Origin of the sequence: Albidovulum sp., from assembly GCF_008933605.1 — a bacterium.
GTDB lineage: Bacteria > Pseudomonadota > Alphaproteobacteria > Rhodobacterales > Rhodobacteraceae > Albidovulum.
Map to the genome: position 1 here is coordinate 1 of NZ_WBUS01000065.1, position 18,846 is coordinate 18,846.

The following is an 18,846-nucleotide window of genomic DNA, read 5'->3' on the forward strand; positions in this document are numbered from 1 at the left end:
ATGTCGCTTGAAACGCTCGCCCGCGTCACCGACAATCCCACCGTCAGGCTGCCCGCCGTGGCCACCTGATCAAGCTTGGACCTCTTCGAGGGGCGGCGCTCTTACACCATGCCGTGGGGCACTATCTGCTTTCGCGAACACGTTGGCCGTGTCATGTTCAGAAATGTGGAGTTTTCGAACACGACATGCCATCATGTCAAAGTCGGCCTACATCCTGCCCACGCTTCCACCGTCTGTGCCGCTCGAGCACATCCTGAGGACACCCAATCGCGCGCCTAGAGTCCTCGCGGATCTGACGGGTTAGGCACGGACGATCCCGAGCCGAGGCATCATGATCGATACGCTGGGGCTTTACGGGGTTAGGCGACGAGGTGATCGAGCACCAAGCCCGGATAGTCTATGGCGTTCACCAACTCGACCCGCTGTTCGAGCATCCCCTGAGGCATGATGCCATACCGGCCAGTCATCGAGCCCTCTGTGTGACCGAGGATGAAGCCGAACTGGCTGTCAAGATATCCGGCCCGGCGCAGGGCATCAGCCGCTCCGTGTCGGAACGAGTAGAGGGACAGTCCACGGCCCTCCTTGAGGCCGATACGGGTTAGATACTTACCGAATTCACGCGAGAAGTCCGCCATCATCTGACCGCGCTCATTTCGTCGCGCACCGGGAAAGAGCTGCGTGTCGGAAGTGTTAAGACGGGCAGCGTGATATTTTAGGAAGCCCAGGCGCTCCAACTCAGGATGAATAGGGATGACGCGCATGGAGCCTGCCGTCTTGACCGATTTCCCTTCGGCATGGGCGTCACCCTCGGTCGTAATGTGCATTATCCAGTGACCGTGTTCCCGGCGGACATCGCTGACGGCGAGCTGACCGATCTCACCAGGCCGTGCCCCGGAAAACAGCATGATCAGCGGGACCCAGAAGCGGTGATCGCGGATCAAGACATTCCCAGGCCGTGATATGTATCGCCACTGTGAATCGCTCTGGGCGCCCGCGAAGAGCGGTGACTTGAACAGCCGGTTCAGCTGTTCGCTCGTAAAGGGCAGGGTCTTGGCTCGACGTTCCTTCGGCAACGCCATGCCGGAGCAAGGGTTACTCGCGATGTATCCGTTGACCTCGGCCCAAGCACAGAATGCCGAGAGGCTGGATAGGTATCGGTTGACGGTCCGATCTGACAGAACTGGGCGCTTCAAGTCGTTGTTCATTTCGACGGTCTGACGCATGTTCAAGCCTCGGAAGGCCACGACCTCCGTCGCGCGCACTGGATACTTCATCAGCAGCATCTTCCAATCACGGACGTGCTTCTTGGTGATCTTGGACACCGGGAACTTCGGGCCGACGATGTCCATGAAGATGCCAATGTCGCGGCAGGACTCGTCCATGCGGCTCTTCGAAACGCTGCGAGGGTTCTCGTTCCTGAACGCCTCCAGCGCCTCCAGCAGGCTCTCGCCGGGAGAGGCTGTTACAGGTTCTGCGCGCCGAGGCACCGTCGGCGGCCTCACGAGCGGATCCCTGGGCTCGCCGCCATAGTTCCCGGCATCACGTTCCAGCGTTCGCTCAAGAGCCTCAATCTCGGCTCGCATGGTGTGCCTGGCAAGACTGATCCATTCAGGCGTCGAACGATCTACGAAGAGTCTGTTCTGTCGCAGGAACTCGTCGACCTCGTGCGCAACCAGTGCGGTCTCGCCCTTCGCGAGATGTTTGCGGAGGTCCGCGAGCTTCGCCTTGCGAAAATTACTCGAGAGTTCTCCTGCCTTCTGAGCCACCTGCAGTTCAAGGGTCACATCCAAGATCGCGAGCGGATCAAACCCCTTGATCTCGCCCCGGTCAGCTCTTGAGAGAAGTTCGGCGGTCGCGGCGTCGATATCGGCCTGACCTGGACGCGTCGCTCGTTCTGTCTCGTCGCGCTCGAGCACGGCGGTGTAGAGATCCCACACCGCATGCTCTCTGTCAGCGGAGACGAGCGTGCTGCGGGCGCGCAAGTCTTCGAACTCGCGCTGCCACTCCGCGATTACGGGCAGGAGGCGCCGCTTGGCCTCTTTCTCATCCTTGGTCTTGAGAGAGAGCTTCTTCGTCTTTCTTTTGAGGATCGGAACCAGATCTTCAGGCACATCCATGCGCGCGTAGTAGACTGAGCCACGTTTGCATAGATACGAAATCCGCCTCATGAAATCCCCTCCAGCCTGATCTCCGGAACACTTCCCCGGAACAGTCAACCGGAACACTAAGCTCACTAGAACACACCTATTGTCAATAACTTAACTCTTATGAACGGGTTGTCGAAAAGTGGGTTATGTTCCTCTCGCTCCGACCAATTTCCCGCAAAATTACAAGTGATTAGCGCTACAGATCGGGGTGTCGCCCGGCACTTGGACCTGTTCCTCATGCCAGGAACGGGCGGCGCGGACCCTTCGGGTGAATCGCTCGGCAATATAACTCGGACGCCATCCCGCGAGGCGCTGTTGCATCGAAACCTGAACGGGGACAAGCCCCCCCCCCGCCGCCGCGCCCCTTGCGCTGGCCGATCCACTGAATGCCGTGCCTCGCCGGGGCAAGGACACACCTGCGCCGCGGTGGCCAGAGTTTCCGCCGCACGCGTCTGCATTGCGCGCGGTGGTTGGCGGACGGGAAGCGAGCTTCTGCCCGGCGGCGGTTCAGGCTGAGCGATCGGTCGCTTGGGCGGTCCCGCCCAACGCTGCGAGTTGCAGGAAGTCGGCGACCTGCGCCGCGTTGTCAGTGGCCCTCACTCCGTCGGGCCGAAAGAGGTTGTTCTCGAACCCGATCCGCACCTTGCCGCCGGCGCGCCGCGCGGCCAGGAGACAGGCGCTTTCCGCCGGACCGAAGGCGCAGGCGGCCCAGTCGGGAACGACCGGCAGATGCGCCTGTGCGGTGAGGGGCGCGGCCAGGTCTTCGGGCGCGGCGCGCTGGCCGGTGACATAGCGGCCGAGCACATGCAGCACCTGCTGGCGACCCTCGGGGATAATCCCGCCGGCCTGGAGCGCGCCGAAGCGGGCGACGTCGCCGGCATCGTAGAGGATGTGCTGGACGGCAATTCCGGCCTCGGCGCAGAAGGCGAAGAAGCGGCGGGTGATGCCCATGTCGGGCTCGGCCGTGATCTCCCTGAGCGCGACCGAGACGGAAGCCGGGCGCAGCGTCTCGACCAGCGCCCGCTGCTCGGACGGGGTGTAGCGGCCCGCGGCTTCGGTCGTGATCTGCACCTGCATCTGCGGCACGCGGGATGCAAGTTCCGCCAGAAGCTCCGCGTAAAGCCCCGCGTCCAGCACATGCCGACCCTCGCTGTCGCGGACATGGGCGTGAATCCCGTCCGCCCCGGCCCGGGCGCAGGCCTCGGCGCAGGCGACGATTTCCGCGATTGTCATCGGCAGTGCGGGATGGTCGGCCTTGGTCCTGGTTGCGCCGTTCGGCGCGACCATCAGCTCGGGCAGGGGCGTCATGCCGCCACGGCGCCCCGGATGGCGGAGGAGAGCTTCGCCACGAGTTCGTCAATCTGACCATCCTCGATGATGAACGGTGGCGCGAGCAGCACGTGGTCGCCGCGCTGCCCGTCGATCGTGCCCCCCATCGGATAGCAGATCAGCCCCGCCTCGAAGGCCAGCGCCTTGACCTTGCGGTGAATCCCCCGCGCCGGATCGAAGGGCGCCTTGGTCTCGCGGTCGGCCACGATCTCGACGCCGCGGAAGAGACCGCGGCCGCGGATGTCGCCCACATGCGGATGCTGGCCGAGTTCGTCATCCAGCGCCGCCTGCAGCTTCGCACCCTGTTCGCGGACACGCGGCAGGAGCCGGCGGCCGAGGATCGCGCCCAGCACCGCGTTGGCGGCGGCAGCGGCCATCGGGTGGCCCATGTAGGTGTGGCCGTGCTGGAAGAATCCCGAGCCTCCCGCGATTGCGTCATGGATGCGACCCGAGGCGAGAAGCGCACCGACCGGCTGATAGCCGGCGCCGAGGCCCTTGGCGATGGTGATCATGTCAGGCGCAATGCCGTCTTCCTCGCAGGCGAAGAGGTGTCCCGTGCGCCCCATGCCGCACATGACCTCGTCGAGGATCAGGAGAACGCCGTGACGGTCGCAGATCTCGCGGATGCGCCTGAAGTAGCCCGGCACCGCCGGCAGCGCACCGGCCGTCGCGCCCACCACCGGCTCGGCGATGAAGGCCATGACCGTTTCGGGTCCAAGGCGCAGGATTTCGGCCTCGAGCTCGTCGGCCACGCGCAGGCCGTAGGCCTCGACGGTCTCGCCCTCCTGCCGGTCGCGGTATTCGTAGCAGGGCGCGATATGGCTGGTTTCCACCAGCAGCGGTGCGAACTGGGCGCGGCGCCATTCGTTGCCGCCCGCGGCCAGCGCACCGAGCGTGTTGCCGTGATAGCTTTGCCGCCGGGCGATCACCCGGTGCCGCCGTGGCTGGCCGATTTCGAGGAAATACTGTCGGGCAAGCTTGATCGCGGCCTCCACCGCCTCGGATCCGCCCGAGACGAGATAGACTCGCTCGATCCCCTCCGGTGCATGCGCCACGAGGGAGTCGGCAAGCGATTCGGCCGCGTCCGAGGTGAAGAAGCCGGTGTGGGCGAACGCGAGGCGGTCGAGCTGCGCGTGAAGCGCGGCGCGTACGTCCGGGTCGGAATGGCCAAGGCAGGACACCGCCGCACCACCCGATCCGTCGAGATAGCGCTTTCCTGTCGAATCAATGATGTAGCATCCGTCACCGAGCTCGGCTACGGGCAGACTTCCCTTGGTCGAGCGTCCGAAGACATGTCCGGGCATGGCGCTCTGTCCTTTCGCTGCCAGTGTGTGCAAATTTAATTGCATTGTTTGTCATAATGCGCAAATGTTTTTGCATAGGATGGGTGAAACGCATCAACCACCTCGCAACCAGGGAGTCCCGCACATGAAGAAGCTTCTCGCGCTCGCCACGGCCGCCGGCCTTGTCCTCGGGATCGGCGCTGCCAAGGCCGAAGACCTGATCGTCGCCACGGACACCGCCTTCGTCCCGTTCGAGTTCAAGGAAGGCGACAAGTATGTCGGCTTCGACATCGACATGTGGGATGCGATCGCCACCGAGCTGGGCGTGACCTACGAACTGCGTCCGATGGACTTCGCGGGCATCATCCCGGCGCTTCAGACCGGCCAGGTCGATGTCGCGCTTGCCGGCATCACCATCAAGCCGGAACGCCAGGAGGTGATCGATTTTTCGGACGGCTACTATGACAGCGGCTTCCTTCTCATGGTGCCCGCCGACAGCACGATCACCGGCGAGGCGGATCTTGCGGGCAAGTCGCTTGCGGTCAAGACCGGCACCTCTGCCTCCGACTATGCCGAGGCGAACTTCAAGGACACCGAGCTGCGCAAATTCCCCAACATCGACAACGCCTATCTGGAACTGCGCGCGGGCGGCGTCGACGCGGCGATGCACGACACGCCGAACGTGCTTTACTACATCGCCACCGCCGGCGACGGCCAGGTCAAGGCCGTCGGCGCGCAGATGATGGCGCACCAGTACGGTATCGGCTTTCCCAAGGCTAGCGAGCTGACCACGCGGGTCAACGGCGCGCTGGCCAACATGAAGGCCGACGGGCGCTACGACGCGATCTACGAAAAGTGGTTCGGCACGAAGCCCGCCAACTGAGCTGACACCGGGCTGCGGCGACCCTGCGCGCCGCAGCCATCCCCTTTCCGCCGCCGGAGCGAGCCATGCAGACCGACTGGTCCGTCGTCCTGACCTTTCTTCCCCAGCTGATCGCCGGCGCGAAAATCACGGTGCAGATCACCGTGATCGGCCTTCTCGGCGGGCTGATCCTCGGCACCGTCGCGGGGCTCATGCGCGCCTATGGCGGCCGAGTGCTGAACGCCGTCGCCTTCGCCTATGTCGAGCTGATCCGCGGCACGCCGATCGTGGTGCAGGTGATGTTCCTCTACTTCGCCATGCCGGTGCTGACCGGGCTCAGGGTCGACCCCATGTCGGCCGCGGTGCTGGCGATCATCGTCAACGCCGGCGCCTATATCGCCGAGATCGTGCGGGGCGCGTTCCTCTCGATCTCCAAGGGCCTGAGCGAGGCGGGGCTGGCGCTCGGGCTGCCGCAGTGGAAGGTGCTTGTCTACATCCTTGGACCGTTGGCCTTCCGGCGCCTCATTCCGCCGCTCGGCAACCAGTTCATCGTCAGCCTCAAGGACACGTCGCTCTTCATCGTCATCGGGGTGGGCGAACTCACCCGGACCGGGCAGGAGATCATGGCCGCGAACTTCCGCGCGGTGGAGATCTGGACCGCCGTCGCCATCATCTATCTCGTCCTGACCGGAACCATGAGCGTGGCGCTCCGCATGATCGAAAAACGCATGAGGATCCTGTGAGCATCATCGAATTCCGCAAGACCTCGAAGCATTTCGGCGACCTGAAGGTGCTGGACGAGGTCGATCTCGACATCGACGTGGGCGAGGTCGTGGTGCTGATCGGGCCTTCCGGTTCGGGCAAGTCCACGCTTCTGCGCTGCATCAACGGGCTGGAACAGATTTCGGGCGGGGACCTCGTCATGGACGGGATCAGCGTGCGCGCCGGCAAGAAGCAGCTCCGCCTGATCCGGCAGGAAGCCGGGATGGTGTTCCAGCAGTTCAACCTCTTTCCGCAGATGACGGCGCTGGAAAACGTGGCCTTCGGGCCGCGCAAGGTGCGCGGCGCATCCGCGGCCGAGGCCCGCAAGCAGGCGCTGGCGCTCCTCGAGAAGGTGGGCCTGCGCGACAAGGCCGGACACTATCCCGCCGAGCTCTCGGGTGGCCAGCAGCAGCGGGTCGCGATCGCTCGCGCGCTCGCCGTGCGCCCCAAGGTGATGCTCTTCGACGAGCCGACCTCGGCGCTCGACCCCGAACTGAAGCAGGAAGTGCTGACCGTGATGCGCCAGCTGGCGCAGGAGGGCATGACGATGGTCGTCGTCACCCACGAGATGGCCTTTGCCAAGCAGGTGGGCACACGGCTGATCTTCATGGAGCACGGAAAGATCTCGGTCGACGGCAATCCGCGCGACGTGATCGAGAACCCGCCCAGCGAACGCCTGAAGGATTTCCTGCAACATGTCGAATGACGCGAATGGCCTCGGCTGGATCGCCGCCGGCGGCGATCCGCGGTCGCTCGGCCGGGCGCTCGGGATGGCCGGCCGTGACGCCGTGCACCGGCATCTGCTTTCGGCGCGGATCTGGCAACGGGTGAACGATCCCGCCAACGCCGAGGGTCTTGCCCGGATGATCGCAACCGTGCAGGCGCGCTTTCCGACGATTTGGGCGGAGATCGAGGGGCTTGCCGAGGGCCTGCACCTGCCGGTCCACCAGGTGATGGCGTGGAACTGCCGGGGTGACCTTCTGGCCTCGGTGCCCGACGGCTGCACTACGGTCATGCTGCCCGGCCCGACGCCGGTTCTGGCCCACAACGAGGACGGGTTGCCCTTCTTCCGCGGCGCCTCGTTCATCGCCGAGGTGACGCCAGAGCGGGGGACGGGCTTCCATGCCTTCTGCTATCCCGGGTCGATCCCCGGCCATACGTTCGCGGTGACGCGCGCCGGTCTCGTCCAGACCGTCAACAACATCCGACTCGTCGGGGTGCATGCAGACACGCCGCGCATGGTCCTGGGCCGCGCGGTCCTGGCCGCGCCAGACATCGAGTCTGCGCTTTCCGTGCTCAGGGCATCTCCGAACTCGGGCGGGTTCCACTTCGCTCTGTCTCACATGGCCGACCGCCGCATCGTCTCGGTCGAGTTCGGACGCGGCGAGGTTTCAGTGAGGGTCATCGACGCGCCGTCGGTTCATGCCAACCACGCCCTGCATCACGGGTCGGGCTGTGCGGACCAGATCGTCACCCCTTCCTCACGCGACCGACAGGCGCGTGGCACCGCGCTTCTTGCGCAGGGCAGGGCTGATCCGCTGGTTCTCCTTCGCGACACCGGCGGTTCCGGCCTGCCGATCCGGCGCGACGCGGCGGACGACCCGGACGAGGAAAACACGCTTGCCACGGCGGTCTTCCATGTCACACAGGAGGGGATCCAGTGGAGCATCTATGACCAGAGTTCCGACCCCGCCACCTACGCAGGCAAAACCGCCTGAAACGCTGGACGCGTTGCGCGCGCTGATGGTCGCCATCGCGCGCGGCGAGGCACCGATCAGCCTGGGAGCGAAGGCGCGCCAGGCCCTCGGCCGCATCCTCGACCTGACCGGGAATCCCGCGCTTCTCTCGATCACCTCGCTGGCCGAGGTTCTGGGCGTCAACCCGTCCACCCTGACCCGGCTCGCCCACAGCCTCGGCTATTCGGGGTTTCCGGCGTTTCAGCAAGTGCTGCTCACCGCCTCCATGGCCCCGCCGGGCGAGTTCTATTCCCGGCAGGCCCGCGCCGCGCTGGCCGAGGGGACGAGCACGCGGTCGCGCGCCATCCAGCTCTGCCACGAGAACCAGGCCAACATCGACCGCTTCGTCGAGCAGTTCGACAGGGACGCCTTCGAGGCCGCCGTCGACCTGATCATGTCGGCGCCCCGCGTCGCCGTCTACGGCATCCGACAGTTCCACGCCGTCGCGGCGTTTCTCGTCTACGGGCTGAGGATGATCCGGGCCGATGTCGCGCTTCTCGATGCCAACAGCCTCGGGATCGCCGAGGGACTGGCGATGCTCGAGAAGGGGGATGTCCTGCTCGTGGCGAGTTGCGCGCCCTATTCGGCGCAGGTGGTCGAGGTTGCGCGAACGGCGCGAGAAATAGGGCTCGCCTCCGTCGCCCTCACCGACCGCGCCAGTTCGCCGCTTGTCGACAGTTCGCGCGCGGCGATCCTGGTCGCCCATGAATCGAGCTTCATCTCCAATAGCATCGGGGCATTCACTGTCGCGGCCGAGTGCCTGATCAATGCCTGCGCCGCGGCACGGCCGGACCAGACGCGCAAGGCCCTGCTGGAGCGGGACCGGATGATCGAGCGGCTCGCGATCGAGCTCTGAGGAGCCGGCTTGCCGCGGATGCCTGCGAGATCCCAGGTTGCGTCAGCCGGCGGCGCTTGGCACTAGGGGCTTTCCGACGCGCCATCCAGCGGCACCAGCGGGTTCTTGCCGCGTGTGAGGCGCGCAACGATTACAAAGAACACCGGGACGAAAAGCACGCCGAGAACCGTGGCCGAGATCGTGCCACCCATCACGCCGGAGCCGATCGCCGTGCGCCCGCCCGAACCGGCACCCGTGCTGATGACGAGCGGAAGAACGCCCAGCGAGAATGCCATCGACGTCATGATGATCGGACGGAAGCGCAGCCGCGCCGCCTCGGTCGCGGCGCGGCGCAGGGTCTCGCCCGCCTCGAACCGCTCGCGCGCGAATTCGACGATCAGGATCGCATTCTTGCCGGTCAGCCCGATGACGGTAAGAAGGCCGACCTGGAAGAAAACGCCGTTCTCGAACCCTCCGAGCCAGGCGCCGACGAGGGCACCCAGGATCCCGATCGGCATCGCCAGCATCACCGCGAAGGGAATGGACCAGCTTTCGTAGAGCGCGGCGAGCGACAGGAAGACGGCTGCGAGTGAAAGCGCGTAGAGCAGGGGCGCCTGTGAGCCGGACTCGCGTTCTTCCAGCGAGAGCCCGGTCCACGAGACGGCGAAGCCCGGCGGAAGCTGCGTTGCCAGCCGCTCGATCTCGGCCATCGCCTCCCCGGTCGTCACACCGTCGGCGGGCGAGCCCTGGATCTGCATCGACGGAACGCCGTTGTAGCGGGTCACGCCCTGCGGGCCGTAACTCCAGTTGCTTTCCGCGAAGTTGGAGAATGGCACCAGACCACCGGTCGCGTTGCGCACCCGCCATTTCTCGATGTCGGACGGCGTCGACCGCGCATCGGGGGCGCCTTGGACATAGACCGGCTTGATCCGTCCGCGGTCGAGGAAATCGTTCACATAGCTTCCCGCCCAGGCGATCTGCAGGAGATTGCCGACATCGGTCGCCGAGACGCCCATCGCGCCGGCCTTGCGCCAATCGATGTCGAGGTTGAACTGGGCGGCGTCCTCCAGCCCGTTCGGGCGGGCGGAAGCGATCACCGGGCTTTGCGCAGCCATGCCGAGAAGCTGGTTGCGGGCGTCCAGAAGCTGTTCGTGCGTCTGGCCGCCACGCGCCTGAAGATAGAAATCGAAGCCGGAGACGTTTCCAAGCTCGATCACCGAAGGCGGCACGATGGGGAAGACAAAGGCATCACGAATGCTGCCCAGCGCGCCGAAAGCGCGGCCGGCGATCGCCTGCACGCTGTCCGCGGGCTTCGTCCTTTCCGACCAGTCCTTCAGGCGCACGAAGGCAATGCCCATGTTCTGGCCCCGACCGGCGAAACTGAAGCCGACCACACCGAAGGTGGATTCGACGAGAGCGCCTTCCGCTCCGAGAAAGTGATCCTCGACCTTCTCGATCACGCCCAGCGTCCGTTCGGCCGTGGCGCCGGTTGGCGCCTGAACGAGCGCGAAGAGGATGCCCTGGTCCTCTTCGGGCAGAAACCCGGTCGGCGTACGCGCGAAGAGAAGCCCCATCGCCGCAGCCAGGACCAGATAGACCAGCCCGACGCGCACAGGCCGCTTCACCAGCCAGCCAACGCTGCTGCCGTAGCCCCGCGTCAGCCGGTCGAACCCCTTGTTGAAAAGCGCCACCGGCCCGCGCCGCTTTCCCTGCTCGCCGTGCCGCAGCAGTGTCGCGCAGAGGGCGGGTGTAAGTGTCAGCGCGACCACCGCGGACAGCGCCATCGCCGACACGATCGTGATGGCGAATTGCCGATAGATCACGCCGGTCGAGCCGCCGAAGAACGCCATCGGCACGAAGACCGCCGACAGGACCAGGGCGATTCCGATCAGCGCGCCAGTGATCTGATCCATCGACTTGCGGGTCGCCTCGACAGGGCCCAGACCCTCCTCTCGCATGATCCGCTCGACGTTCTCGACGACCACGATGGCATCGTCGACCAGAAGGCCGATCGCCAGCACCATCGCCAGCATGGTCAGCGTGTTGATCGAGAAACCGGCTGCCGCGAGGATGCCGAAGGTTCCCAGAAGCACGATCGGAACTGCCAGGGTCGGGATCAGTGTCGCCCTGAGGTTCTGAAGGAACAGCAGCATGACGAGGAACACGAGCCCGATTGCCTCGATCAGCGTTCGCACCACTTCATCGATGGAAACCCTGACAAAGGGAGCTGTGTCGAAGGGGATCACGTATTGCACCCCCTCGGGGAAGAACCTGGCGAACTCCTCCATCCGCTCCTTGACGGCCTCGGACGTGTCGAGAGCGTTGGCGCCCGGCGCGAGGCTGATCGCCAGACCGGCCGACGGGTTGCGGTCGTAGCGCGAGATCGTGGAGTAACTCTCGGCGCCGATCTCGACATCGGCCACGTCGCCCAGCAGAACGAGGCCGCCGTCGGTTTCCGCCCTGAGCACGATCTGCCGGAAGTCCTCGGGTGTCTGAAGCAGCGATTGGGCGGTAATGGTCGCGTTCAACTGCTGGCCGGCGACGGCCGGGCGCTCGCCAAACGCTCCCGCCGAGATCTGGGCATTCTCCTCGGAAACCGCCGCCACCACGTCGGACGGCGCCAGTTCGAATGCCGCCAGCTTCGACGGATCGAGCCAGATCCGCATTGCGTAGGGCGCGCCGAAGACCTGCACACTGCCGACACCTTCGATGCGGCTGAGTTCATCGACCAGGTTGCTGACCATGTAGTCGGCCAGATCGACCTGTTCATATCCCGCGTTGTCCGAGATCAGCGCGATCACCATCAGGAACCCGGCCGAGGATTTCTGCACCGACACGCCCTGCCGCTGGACCGGTTCGGGCAGCAGCGGCGTCGCCCGCGCCAGTTTGTTCTGCACCTGGACCTGCGCGATGTCCGGATCGGTTCCCGTCTCGAAGGTCAGGGTTATCTGCGCCGTGCCGGCCGAGGTCGAGTTGGACGACATGTAGCGCATGCCGTCCAGCCCGGTCATCTGCTGCTCGATCAGCTGTGTCACCGTGTTGGCAACCGTCTGCGCCGACGCGCCCGGATAGGTCGCGGAAATCTGCACCGTGGGTGGCGCGATCTGCGGATACTGCGAAACGGGCAGCGTAAGGACGGACAACGTGCCGATGCCCATGATGATCATCGAGATCACCCAGGCGAAGATCGGACGGTCGATGAAGAAGCGGGCCATGGCGGTCTCCGGTCGGCGCTTGGCCGCTAGTCCGTTGTGGTCTTCGGCTCCGCGCCGGCATCTCCCCGGACGGATTCGTGGCGTTCCTCGGGGGTGACGGTCGTGCCGGGCGCGGCTTTCTGGAACCCCTCGACCATGACGCGATCTCCCGGAGCGAGCCCGGCGTCCACCACCCAATCGGCGCCGCGATCCTCGACGATGTTGATTTCGCGCGGCTCGACCACGTTGTCCGCGGTCACCAAGAACACGATGGGCCGCCCGCGCCGGTCGCGGCTCACGCCTTCCTGCGGCACGAGATAGATGCCCTCTGCCATCGTCGTCGGCATGACGACCTGCACATACATTCCTGGCAGGAGCAGCTTGTCGGGATTGTCGAACTCCATCCTCAAGACAACGACTCCGGTCCGCACGTCCACCTGCGGTTCGGCGGCCGTCAGCGTGCCCGTCTGTTCATACTCGCTGCCATCGGCGAGGATGAGCTCCACCCTGCGGTCTTGCCCGTCCTGACCGTTCCCCGATCTGTCGCGACGCCACCGCAACAGTTCCGCCGCCGACTGCGTCACGTCGACGAAGACCGGATCGATGTTGCGGATCACTGCGAGCGGCTCGGTCTGCCCGGTGGTGACGAGCGCGCCGCGGCTGGTCAGCGACCGACCGATTTCACCGCTAAGCCGGGCACGGATCGTCGTTCGGTCGAGCTCGATCTGAGCGGAGCGAAGCAGCGCCTTGGCGACGAGAAGCTGCGCAGCGGCGCTCTCACGTGCGGTGATCGCGTCGTCGAGTGTCTGCTGGGTGCCGACATCGCGGCTCAGCAGCGTCTCGGCGCGCGCCCGATTCCGCTCGGCGGCGCGCAGCTGTGCCTCGGCCGCCGAGACCGACGCGCTGGCCTGCGCCACCGCCGCCTCGTAAGTGGCCGGATCTATGGTGTAAAGCGCCTCTCCCGCCTCGACCGAGCCGCCTTCGTCGAACAGGCGCTCGGTGATGATGCCGGCGACCTGGGGCCGGACCTCCGAAACCGCTGAAGCGATGACGCGCCCCGGCAGGGTCGTGGTCAATGTCACGGTCTCAGGCTGGACCGTGACAACCGTGACGGCCGCGGGCGCCGCCCCCTGCGCGCGAAGAACACCAGGCAGGTGCATCGCGAGCGCCGCCCACGCCAGCAGGATCGGGACTCTCGTTGCTTGAAACATGGGCGTTATCCCGTGAGCGCGTGGCATTGGCTGATCGGCGGTGGGACAGCAGGTGTTCCCGCCCCTTAGACCGGTCCCCGATCGGAATGCAAGGCAACAGTTGCATGCGTCCGGCGAGCAACTTCCCCCCTTGGGTCGTTTCCGGAGCAATCTGCGTCCCCCTATCCTAGTGCTGGCCCGCTTCGATCTGGCTCCGCCTTGATGACGTGACCGCACCCCACGGCATTGATGTGTCAGAACGGGTCTGCGAGGGTCCGCCAGGGCGAGCGGCCATGTCGGAGATTGCCACGGTCGGGGTCCGCCTGGCGATCTGGTCGATGTGCCTCCGGGTCAGTCGCTCTCATCCTCTCGTCGACACGGGGCGAGGCGTATCGCCTGGCCGGGTTCGGCTCCGATAACATGACATTCCTCACCGCTGCACAGACGCCACCCTCCGCCGGTGGCGCCCGAGGCCGCCAGCGTGACCGACGGCTGAGGGGCCAGATCCGGCGCCCAGACCCACCACCCGTCGCGCAGCACCGCACCCTCGCCCGGGTCCATTCCGGCGCCCGACCCCTTGACCGCTGCCTCGACCAGCCGCAGGCCGCCCGGTTGCAGCGCCCAGACCTCGCGCCAAGCGGTGCGTTCGACCGAATGCGTCCAGTCCAGCGTGAAGACCGGCTCGGCCAGCACCAGCGTCAACGCCGCGACCGCCAGGCAGTTGCTCACGCCACCCTCGCACCACGGCGCCTCCAGAGCTGCGCGGCGAATAGCACCGACAGGGCAAAGCCGATCTCGTCGGTGACGGGAAGCGCCGCAATCAGGGTCAAGCCCGCCGCGGCCGCCAAGGCACGTTCCCACAGGACGAGCGGACGCCCCAGCCAGCCGATCACCGCCGCGCCCCACAGGGCTATGGACAGGACCGCCTTTGCCACGACGTAGATTACCGCGGGAACGAACCCGATCGCTTCGGCCAGCGGGCCACCGGGCTGCAGCATCAGAGCCGGTGTATAGACCGCCATGAACGGCACCACAAAACCTGCCGCCGCGATCTTGATAGCGTTCATCGAGATGGTCAGCCCACGTGCCTTCGCGATCGGCGCCGCGGCGAAGCAGGCCAGTGCCACCGGCGGCGTCAGGTCGGCGAGGATGCCGAAGTAGAACACGAACATGTGCGATACGATCAGCGGCACGCCCAGTTCCAGGAGCGCGGGGCCGGCGATTGACGAGGTGATGATGTAGTTCGGGATGGTCGGGATACCCATGCCCAGCACGACGCAGGTCACCATCGTCAGAACCAGCGACAGGAACAGGCTGTTTTCGCCGACACCGACGATGAACTGGCCAAAGGTATTGGCAGCACCGGTCAGCGTCATGGTGCCGATGATGATGCCGACCAGCGCGCAGGCGATGCCCACCGGGAGCGCGCTGCGCGCGCCGTCGGCCAGCGCGTCACGGCAGATCGCCAGCGTCTCGCGCCCACCTCGGCTGACCGCGTTCGCCGCTACCAGCGCCGCCACGGCAGCGGTCACCACCCAGATGCCCCACTGAAGGAAGGACGCCGCCACAAGCCCCAAGCCGATCCAGAAGATCCCGCGGATCGCACCCGCGGGGAGGCCCAACGCGACCGAGGCGCCGAGGATCAGCATGAGGGTCAGCCCCAGTCCGACGGTGCCCGCGAACAAGGGCGTGTAGCCGGAAAACAGCAGCCACACCAGTACCGCGAGCGGCAGGATCAGGTGCCAGCCCTCACGGATCGCGACCAGAGGCGAGGGCAGTTCCGATCGGTCAAGCCCACGCAGCGACATGCGACCGGCTTCAAGATGCACCATCCAGAAGGCACCGGCAAAATAGAGGATCGCCGGAATCAGCGCGGCCTTGACGATCTCGACGTATTCCACGCCCAGGGTTTCCGCCATGATGAAGGCGACCGCGCCCATGACCGGGGGCATGATCTGGCCGCCCATCGACGCGGTCGCCTCGACCCCGCCGGCAAAGGCGGGACGGTAGCCGAACTTCTTCATCAGAGGGATGGTGAACTGCCCGGTGGTGACCACGTTGGCAACGCCCGAACCGGAAATCGTGCCCATCAGCCCCGACGACAGCACCGCAACCTTCGCCGCGCCCCCCATGCGGTGCCCGACCAGACCCAGCGAGACATCCGTGAACAGCTTGATCATCCCGGCCTTTTCGAGAAAGGCGCCGAACAGGATGAACAGGAAGATGAAGGTCGACGACACATAGGTCGGGATGCCGTAGATGCCCTCGGTCCCATAGGCCATGTGGTCAATCACCTGGGCGAAATCATAGCCGCGATGGTTGAGCGGGCTGGGCAGGAACTGGCCGAACAGGCAATAGGCGAGAAACAGCCCCGCGATGATCGGCAGCGCCGGACCCATCAGCGACCAGGCCGCCGCGAACACAAGCGCCAGCGCCAGCACCCCGAACGCGATGTCGATGGGCAGGGGATCGCCCGCCCGCATCAGGAGCGGTACGTATTCCCACCACTGGTACAGCGCCACCGCGACCCCGGCGAGACCGGCGGCCCAGGCCAGCCACCGCATTGGCCCCCCGCGTCCGCGCACCAGCGCCAGAAGCGGAAAAGCCAGCAGCATCAGGAAACCCACATGCGCCGCGCGGGTGATCTGGCTGGCAAGGTCGATCAGATGCGCCGCCGTGGCGATCTGGAACAGCGAGAAGACCACTGCGATCCAGAACAGCAGCCGGCCTTCCGGTCCGGGCGGGAAGCCGGCCTCCAGCGGGTCATGCGAGGCTGCCGCTGCGGTGGGGGTGGCGGTCATGGCTATCTCCCCTTGTCCTGCCGGATCGCTTGCCTATCCGGTCAGGGATGCCCGCGCGCGAGGCCGCGCGCGGGCCGCGGTCTCAATTCAGGATGCCGGCTTCGCGGTAAAACCGCTCGGCGCCCGGATGCAACGGCACAGGCATGCCGTTCAGGGCGCCTTCCAGGCTAATCGCCTTCGCCGCCTGATGCGCGGCAACCAGTTCCGGCAGGTTCTCGAACAGTTGCTTGGTCATCTGATAGGCGGTTTCCTCCGTCACGTCCTCGTGGGTGATCAGGAAGTTTACCACGGCAACGGTCGGGACATCCGCCGTCTGGCCTTCGTAGGTGCCGGCCGGAATCGTCGCCGCGATATAGGGCGCGCCCAGCTTGTCGGCCACGTCGGCGGGAATTGCGACCATGTTGATTGGCTGCGAGGTCGCAAGATCCTTGAGCGAGGCAACGCCCAGTCCCGCCGATTGCAGCGTCACGTCCAGCTGACGGTTCTTCATGAGTTCGACCGACTCGGCGAAGGGCAGGTATTCAACCTTGCCGAGGTCGTCATAGCTCATCCCGGCCGCGGCCAGGATGGCGCGCGCATTCAGTTCGGTCCCCGACTTTGCTGCGCCGACCGACATGCTGGTCCCTTTCAGGTCCGCCAGCGTCATCGCTCCGCATTCGCCGCAGGCCGCGATCTGGATGTAGTTCGGATAGACGGCCGCGATGCCGCGCAGCTTGGACAAGGGCGCATTGAACCCGACTTCCTGATTGCCTTCCCAGGCGTATTTCACCGAGTCGCCCAGGGCCAGCGCCAGTTCCCCCTTGCCCTGCTGCAACAGGTTCAGGTTTTCCACGCTGGCCTTGGTGGCCTGGACCTGCGTGCGCGCGCCTTCGATCTTCTCGCCGTAGATCTTCGAGAGCGCCACCCCGATCGGGTAATAGACGCCCGAGGTGCCGCCGGTCAGGATGTTGATGAACTGTTCGGCCTGAGCGGCCAAGGGGGCAGCGGCAATGGCCGCACCGGCGGCGAGCGCGCGCAGGCTACGGGTAAGGGCTTTGGTCATGTGGTCCTCCTCGTTGTGCTGGCATGGTTTTCTGCGCGCCCCGCGGTTCACCACGGAGCTGCGCAACAGTCTTGGCAATCCCGGGGCATTTGAAAACCGCCTTTGCGCGCGTCGCGGAAAAAGAAGCCGGGAGCCGCGCAGGGCGTCCTGCCATAGATGCATTGCCCTTTGGACCCTGTGGATGGTCGCGGGGCTCCCGCGGCGGGCTCTTCCATGGGCCATGCGGACGACAGACTTTCATGTCCCCCGTCAGTTCCTGCGGGGCATCCAAGTTGATCCTGTAACGGAGGGTTTCTGCCTCATCATACCCCTCAAGGAATCAAGTTGAGACAGAAACCCGGAACGGTGAAGCCGACGGTCAAGGGCATCCTCCGGCGCAGGCGGAAGCACCCTCAGCCGAGGAGAAGATCCGCATCGTTCCGGAAGCGCTGCGCGGCGAGGACAGCATCAAAGGGGTGCCATTTGGCAAGCGCGGAGTCCCGCCCGGCTCAGCGAGGCTACTGCCTGAGAGGTTGTGATCCTGCGTTCGATGGTTAACAGCCGCGGCCTGACCGCCACCGAATTGCCGTGGCGCTCATGTCCGGCAATCGAGAGGCTCATGTCGCGCGCCGAAACCCGTCTCCGTGCCGGAGTTCCTTGCCCATTAGCAATCCTTATCGTGCGCATACGAACAATTCGTTGGCGCTTTCCGGGGCTTTCCGGCAAGAAAGTTCCACGATCTGGTCCCGCATCGACATTCCAGGGTTCAGGTCGATTTCGGGCGCGATGATCCGGGCGGAACCGACGATCCGTTCAAGGATTTGGCGCAATGCATAGTTGAAGTGACATCATGAAGGTTATCTGAGCTCCAAAGCATTTTCTCGTTCCCTGCGCCGTGGAGCCGCCGGCGTCCGCCGGCGTCCCGCATTTCCCCGCAAGGGCGGCGACGGGACGAGACGGGTCTTTCGGCCCGGTTCAGTGGGCTTCGGCCGTCCGGGATTTTCCCAAAGTGGCGACCGCGCATTTCCGCGATCGCCAGCGACCCCGCCGTTTTGAGCGACAATAGATGAGGATTTGACATGAATTATATTGAGACACCTGTTCTTCGGGAAAGCCACGGCGGACCCATCCACCCGTCCCTGCCTTCGCATGGTGCAGTCGTTCGACATGATCCGCGCGGCGGACCGGCTGCGGCCGTCCGGTCCGTGATCGTGCGGCCATCGGCGAACGTCCAGGCGGAACGGTTCGCGGCGCAGCCGGACGTCGCCTCGCCGCTGCCGGCCCGCGACGGCGGACTGCGCGCCAGGGCGAAGGCTTTCGTCGCCGGTTTCAGGATGCGGCTGGAGCAGCGGGCCGAGGCGCGCGCGATCCGGATGACGGCGCACGAACTCGCCAAGCTCAGCGATCACAGCCTGCGCGATATCGGCTTCATCCGCGGCTCGATCGAATCCGCGCTGCGCGAAAATGGGTCGCAGGGGCGCGGGGTCGTTCGCCGGTGACGGGCGGGGGATGCGTCCGGCACCCCGGCGCGCCCCCTTTCCCGCACCCCCCGCAGCCCGCCTCGAACAAGATGAAACGCGACAACCAAGGAGAGACCCCATGACGGCCCTTCCTTCCTCCTTCGACCGCACCAGCGCGGTGCCCGCCCCGGCCGTGGACCTTTCGGCGCTTCTGTCGATGATCGTC

General features: G+C 65.6%; 14 protein-coding genes. 6 read left to right on the forward strand and 8 right to left on the reverse strand.

Annotation, left to right across the window (positions count from 1 at the left end; genetic code table 11):
• Nucleotides 1–359: 359 nt before the first annotated feature.
• From F9K34_RS10250 to F9K34_RS10260, 3 genes are all read right to left on the reverse strand, one after another.
• Nucleotides 360–2,168 (reverse strand): DUF6538 domain-containing protein, encoded by a 1,809-nt coding sequence (locus F9K34_RS10250; protein WP_291336867.1) that lies wholly within the window; start codon nt 2,166–2,168, stop codon nt 360–362.
• A 486-nt stretch (nt 2,169–2,654) separates the two neighbouring features.
• Entirely contained in the window at nt 2,655–3,455 is an 801-nt protein-coding gene (locus tag F9K34_RS10255) for a 3-keto-5-aminohexanoate cleavage protein (protein WP_291336868.1), read from the reverse strand.
• Complete coding sequence (locus tag F9K34_RS10260; protein ID WP_291336869.1) at nt 3,452–4,780, reverse strand: aspartate aminotransferase family protein; 1,329 nt, start codon at nt 4,778–4,780, stop codon at nt 3,452–3,454. The genes F9K34_RS10255 and F9K34_RS10260 overlap by 4 nt, the downstream gene beginning before the upstream one ends.
• Before the next feature lie 124 nt (nt 4,781–4,904).
• On the opposite strand from F9K34_RS10260, the gene glnH reads away from it, so the two are divergent.
• The 5 genes from glnH to F9K34_RS10285 all read left to right on the forward strand — a co-directional run bounded on the left by glnH (nt 4,905) and on the right by F9K34_RS10285 (nt 8,975).
• Nucleotides 4,905–5,642, forward strand: a complete 738-nt coding sequence (gene glnH / locus F9K34_RS10265) for a glutamine ABC transporter substrate-binding protein GlnH (protein ID WP_291336870.1) — start codon at nt 4,905–4,907, stop codon at nt 5,640–5,642.
• A 65-nt stretch (nt 5,643–5,707) separates the two neighbouring features.
• Entirely contained in the window at nt 5,708–6,364 is a 657-nt protein-coding gene (glnP, locus tag F9K34_RS10270; protein ID WP_291336871.1) for a glutamine ABC transporter permease GlnP, read from the forward strand.
• The gene (gene glnQ, locus F9K34_RS10275) at nt 6,361–7,089 is read left to right on the forward strand and encodes a glutamine ABC transporter ATP-binding protein GlnQ (RefSeq protein WP_291336872.1); all 729 of its coding nucleotides are present in this window, start codon (nt 6,361–6,363) and stop codon (nt 7,087–7,089) included. The genes glnP and glnQ overlap by 4 nt, the downstream gene beginning before the upstream one ends.
• Nucleotides 7,079–8,101 carry a C45 family autoproteolytic acyltransferase/hydolase gene (locus F9K34_RS10280; protein WP_291336873.1) on the forward strand — a complete coding sequence of 341 codons (1,023 nt, stop codon included), beginning with the start codon at nt 7,079–7,081 and terminating at the stop codon, nt 8,099–8,101. Before glnQ ends, F9K34_RS10280 begins: the two co-directional genes overlap by 11 nt.
• A gap of 13 nt (nt 8,102–8,114) precedes the next feature.
• The gene (locus F9K34_RS10285; RefSeq protein ID WP_291336874.1) at nt 8,115–8,975 is read left to right on the forward strand and encodes a MurR/RpiR family transcriptional regulator; all 861 of its coding nucleotides are present in this window, start codon (nt 8,115–8,117) and stop codon (nt 8,973–8,975) included.
• A 62-nt stretch (nt 8,976–9,037) separates the two neighbouring features.
• Here F9K34_RS10285 and F9K34_RS10290 read toward each other — a convergent pair whose 3' ends face one another.
• The 5 genes from F9K34_RS10290 to F9K34_RS10310 all read right to left on the reverse strand — a co-directional run bounded on the left by F9K34_RS10290 (nt 9,038) and on the right by F9K34_RS10310 (nt 17,181).
• Nucleotides 9,038–12,169 (reverse strand): efflux RND transporter permease subunit, encoded by a 3,132-nt coding sequence (locus F9K34_RS10290; protein WP_291336875.1) that lies wholly within the window; start codon nt 12,167–12,169, stop codon nt 9,038–9,040.
• 26 nt (nt 12,170–12,195) lie between these two features.
• The gene (locus tag F9K34_RS10295) at nt 12,196–13,359 is read right to left on the reverse strand and encodes an efflux RND transporter periplasmic adaptor subunit (RefSeq protein ID WP_436405731.1); all 1,164 of its coding nucleotides are present in this window, start codon (nt 13,357–13,359) and stop codon (nt 12,196–12,198) included.
• 330 nt (nt 13,360–13,689) lie between these two features.
• Nucleotides 13,690–14,067: a DUF1850 domain-containing protein gene (locus F9K34_RS10300; protein WP_291336876.1), complete on the reverse strand. Its 378-nt coding sequence runs from the start codon at nt 14,065–14,067 to the stop codon at nt 13,690–13,692.
• Nucleotides 14,064–16,139: a TRAP transporter permease gene (locus F9K34_RS10305; RefSeq protein ID WP_291336877.1), complete on the reverse strand. Its 2,076-nt coding sequence runs from the start codon at nt 16,137–16,139 to the stop codon at nt 14,064–14,066. The genes F9K34_RS10300 and F9K34_RS10305 overlap by 4 nt, the downstream gene beginning before the upstream one ends.
• Nucleotides 16,140–16,221: 82 nt before the next feature.
• Entirely contained in the window at nt 16,222–17,181 is a 960-nt protein-coding gene (locus tag F9K34_RS10310) for a TAXI family TRAP transporter solute-binding subunit (RefSeq protein ID WP_291336880.1), read from the reverse strand.
• A 1,184-nt stretch (nt 17,182–18,365) separates the two neighbouring features.
• On the opposite strand from F9K34_RS10310, the gene F9K34_RS10315 reads away from it, so the two are divergent.
• Complete coding sequence (locus tag F9K34_RS10315) at nt 18,366–18,659, forward strand: DUF1127 domain-containing protein (protein WP_291336878.1); 294 nt, start codon at nt 18,366–18,368, stop codon at nt 18,657–18,659.
• Nucleotides 18,660–18,846 lie beyond the last annotated feature (187 nt).

Excerpts from the sequence above, each read along its gene's own strand:
- F9K34_RS10305 (WP_291336877.1), bottom strand. The coding sequence starts at position 16,139 with ATGACCGCCACCCCCACCGCAGCGGCAGCCTCGCATGACCCGCTGGAG.
- F9K34_RS10280 (WP_291336873.1), top strand. The coding sequence starts at position 7,079 with ATGTCGAATGACGCGAATGGCCTCGGCTGGATCGCCGCCGGCGGCGAT.
- glnH (WP_291336870.1), top strand. The coding sequence starts at position 4,905 with ATGAAGAAGCTTCTCGCGCTCGCCACGGCCGCCGGCCTTGTCCTCGGG.
- F9K34_RS10250 (WP_291336867.1), bottom strand. The coding sequence starts at position 2,168 with ATGAGGCGGATTTCGTATCTATGCAAACGTGGCTCAGTCTACTACGCG.
- F9K34_RS10295 (WP_436405731.1), bottom strand. The coding sequence starts at position 13,359 with ATGTTTCAAGCAACGAGAGTCCCGATCCTGCTGGCGTGGGCGGCGCTC.
- F9K34_RS10290 (WP_291336875.1), bottom strand. The coding sequence starts at position 12,169 with ATGGCCCGCTTCTTCATCGACCGTCCGATCTTCGCCTGGGTGATCTCG.
- F9K34_RS10310 (WP_291336880.1), bottom strand. The coding sequence starts at position 17,181 with ATGACCAAAGCCCTTACCCGTAGCCTGCGCGCGCTCGCCGCCGGTGCG.
- glnP (WP_291336871.1), top strand. The coding sequence starts at position 5,708 with ATGCAGACCGACTGGTCCGTCGTCCTGACCTTTCTTCCCCAGCTGATC.
- F9K34_RS10255 (WP_291336868.1), bottom strand. The coding sequence starts at position 3,455 with ATGACGCCCCTGCCCGAGCTGATGGTCGCGCCGAACGGCGCAACCAGG.
- F9K34_RS10260 (WP_291336869.1), bottom strand. The coding sequence starts at position 4,780 with ATGCCCGGACATGTCTTCGGACGCTCGACCAAGGGAAGTCTGCCCGTA.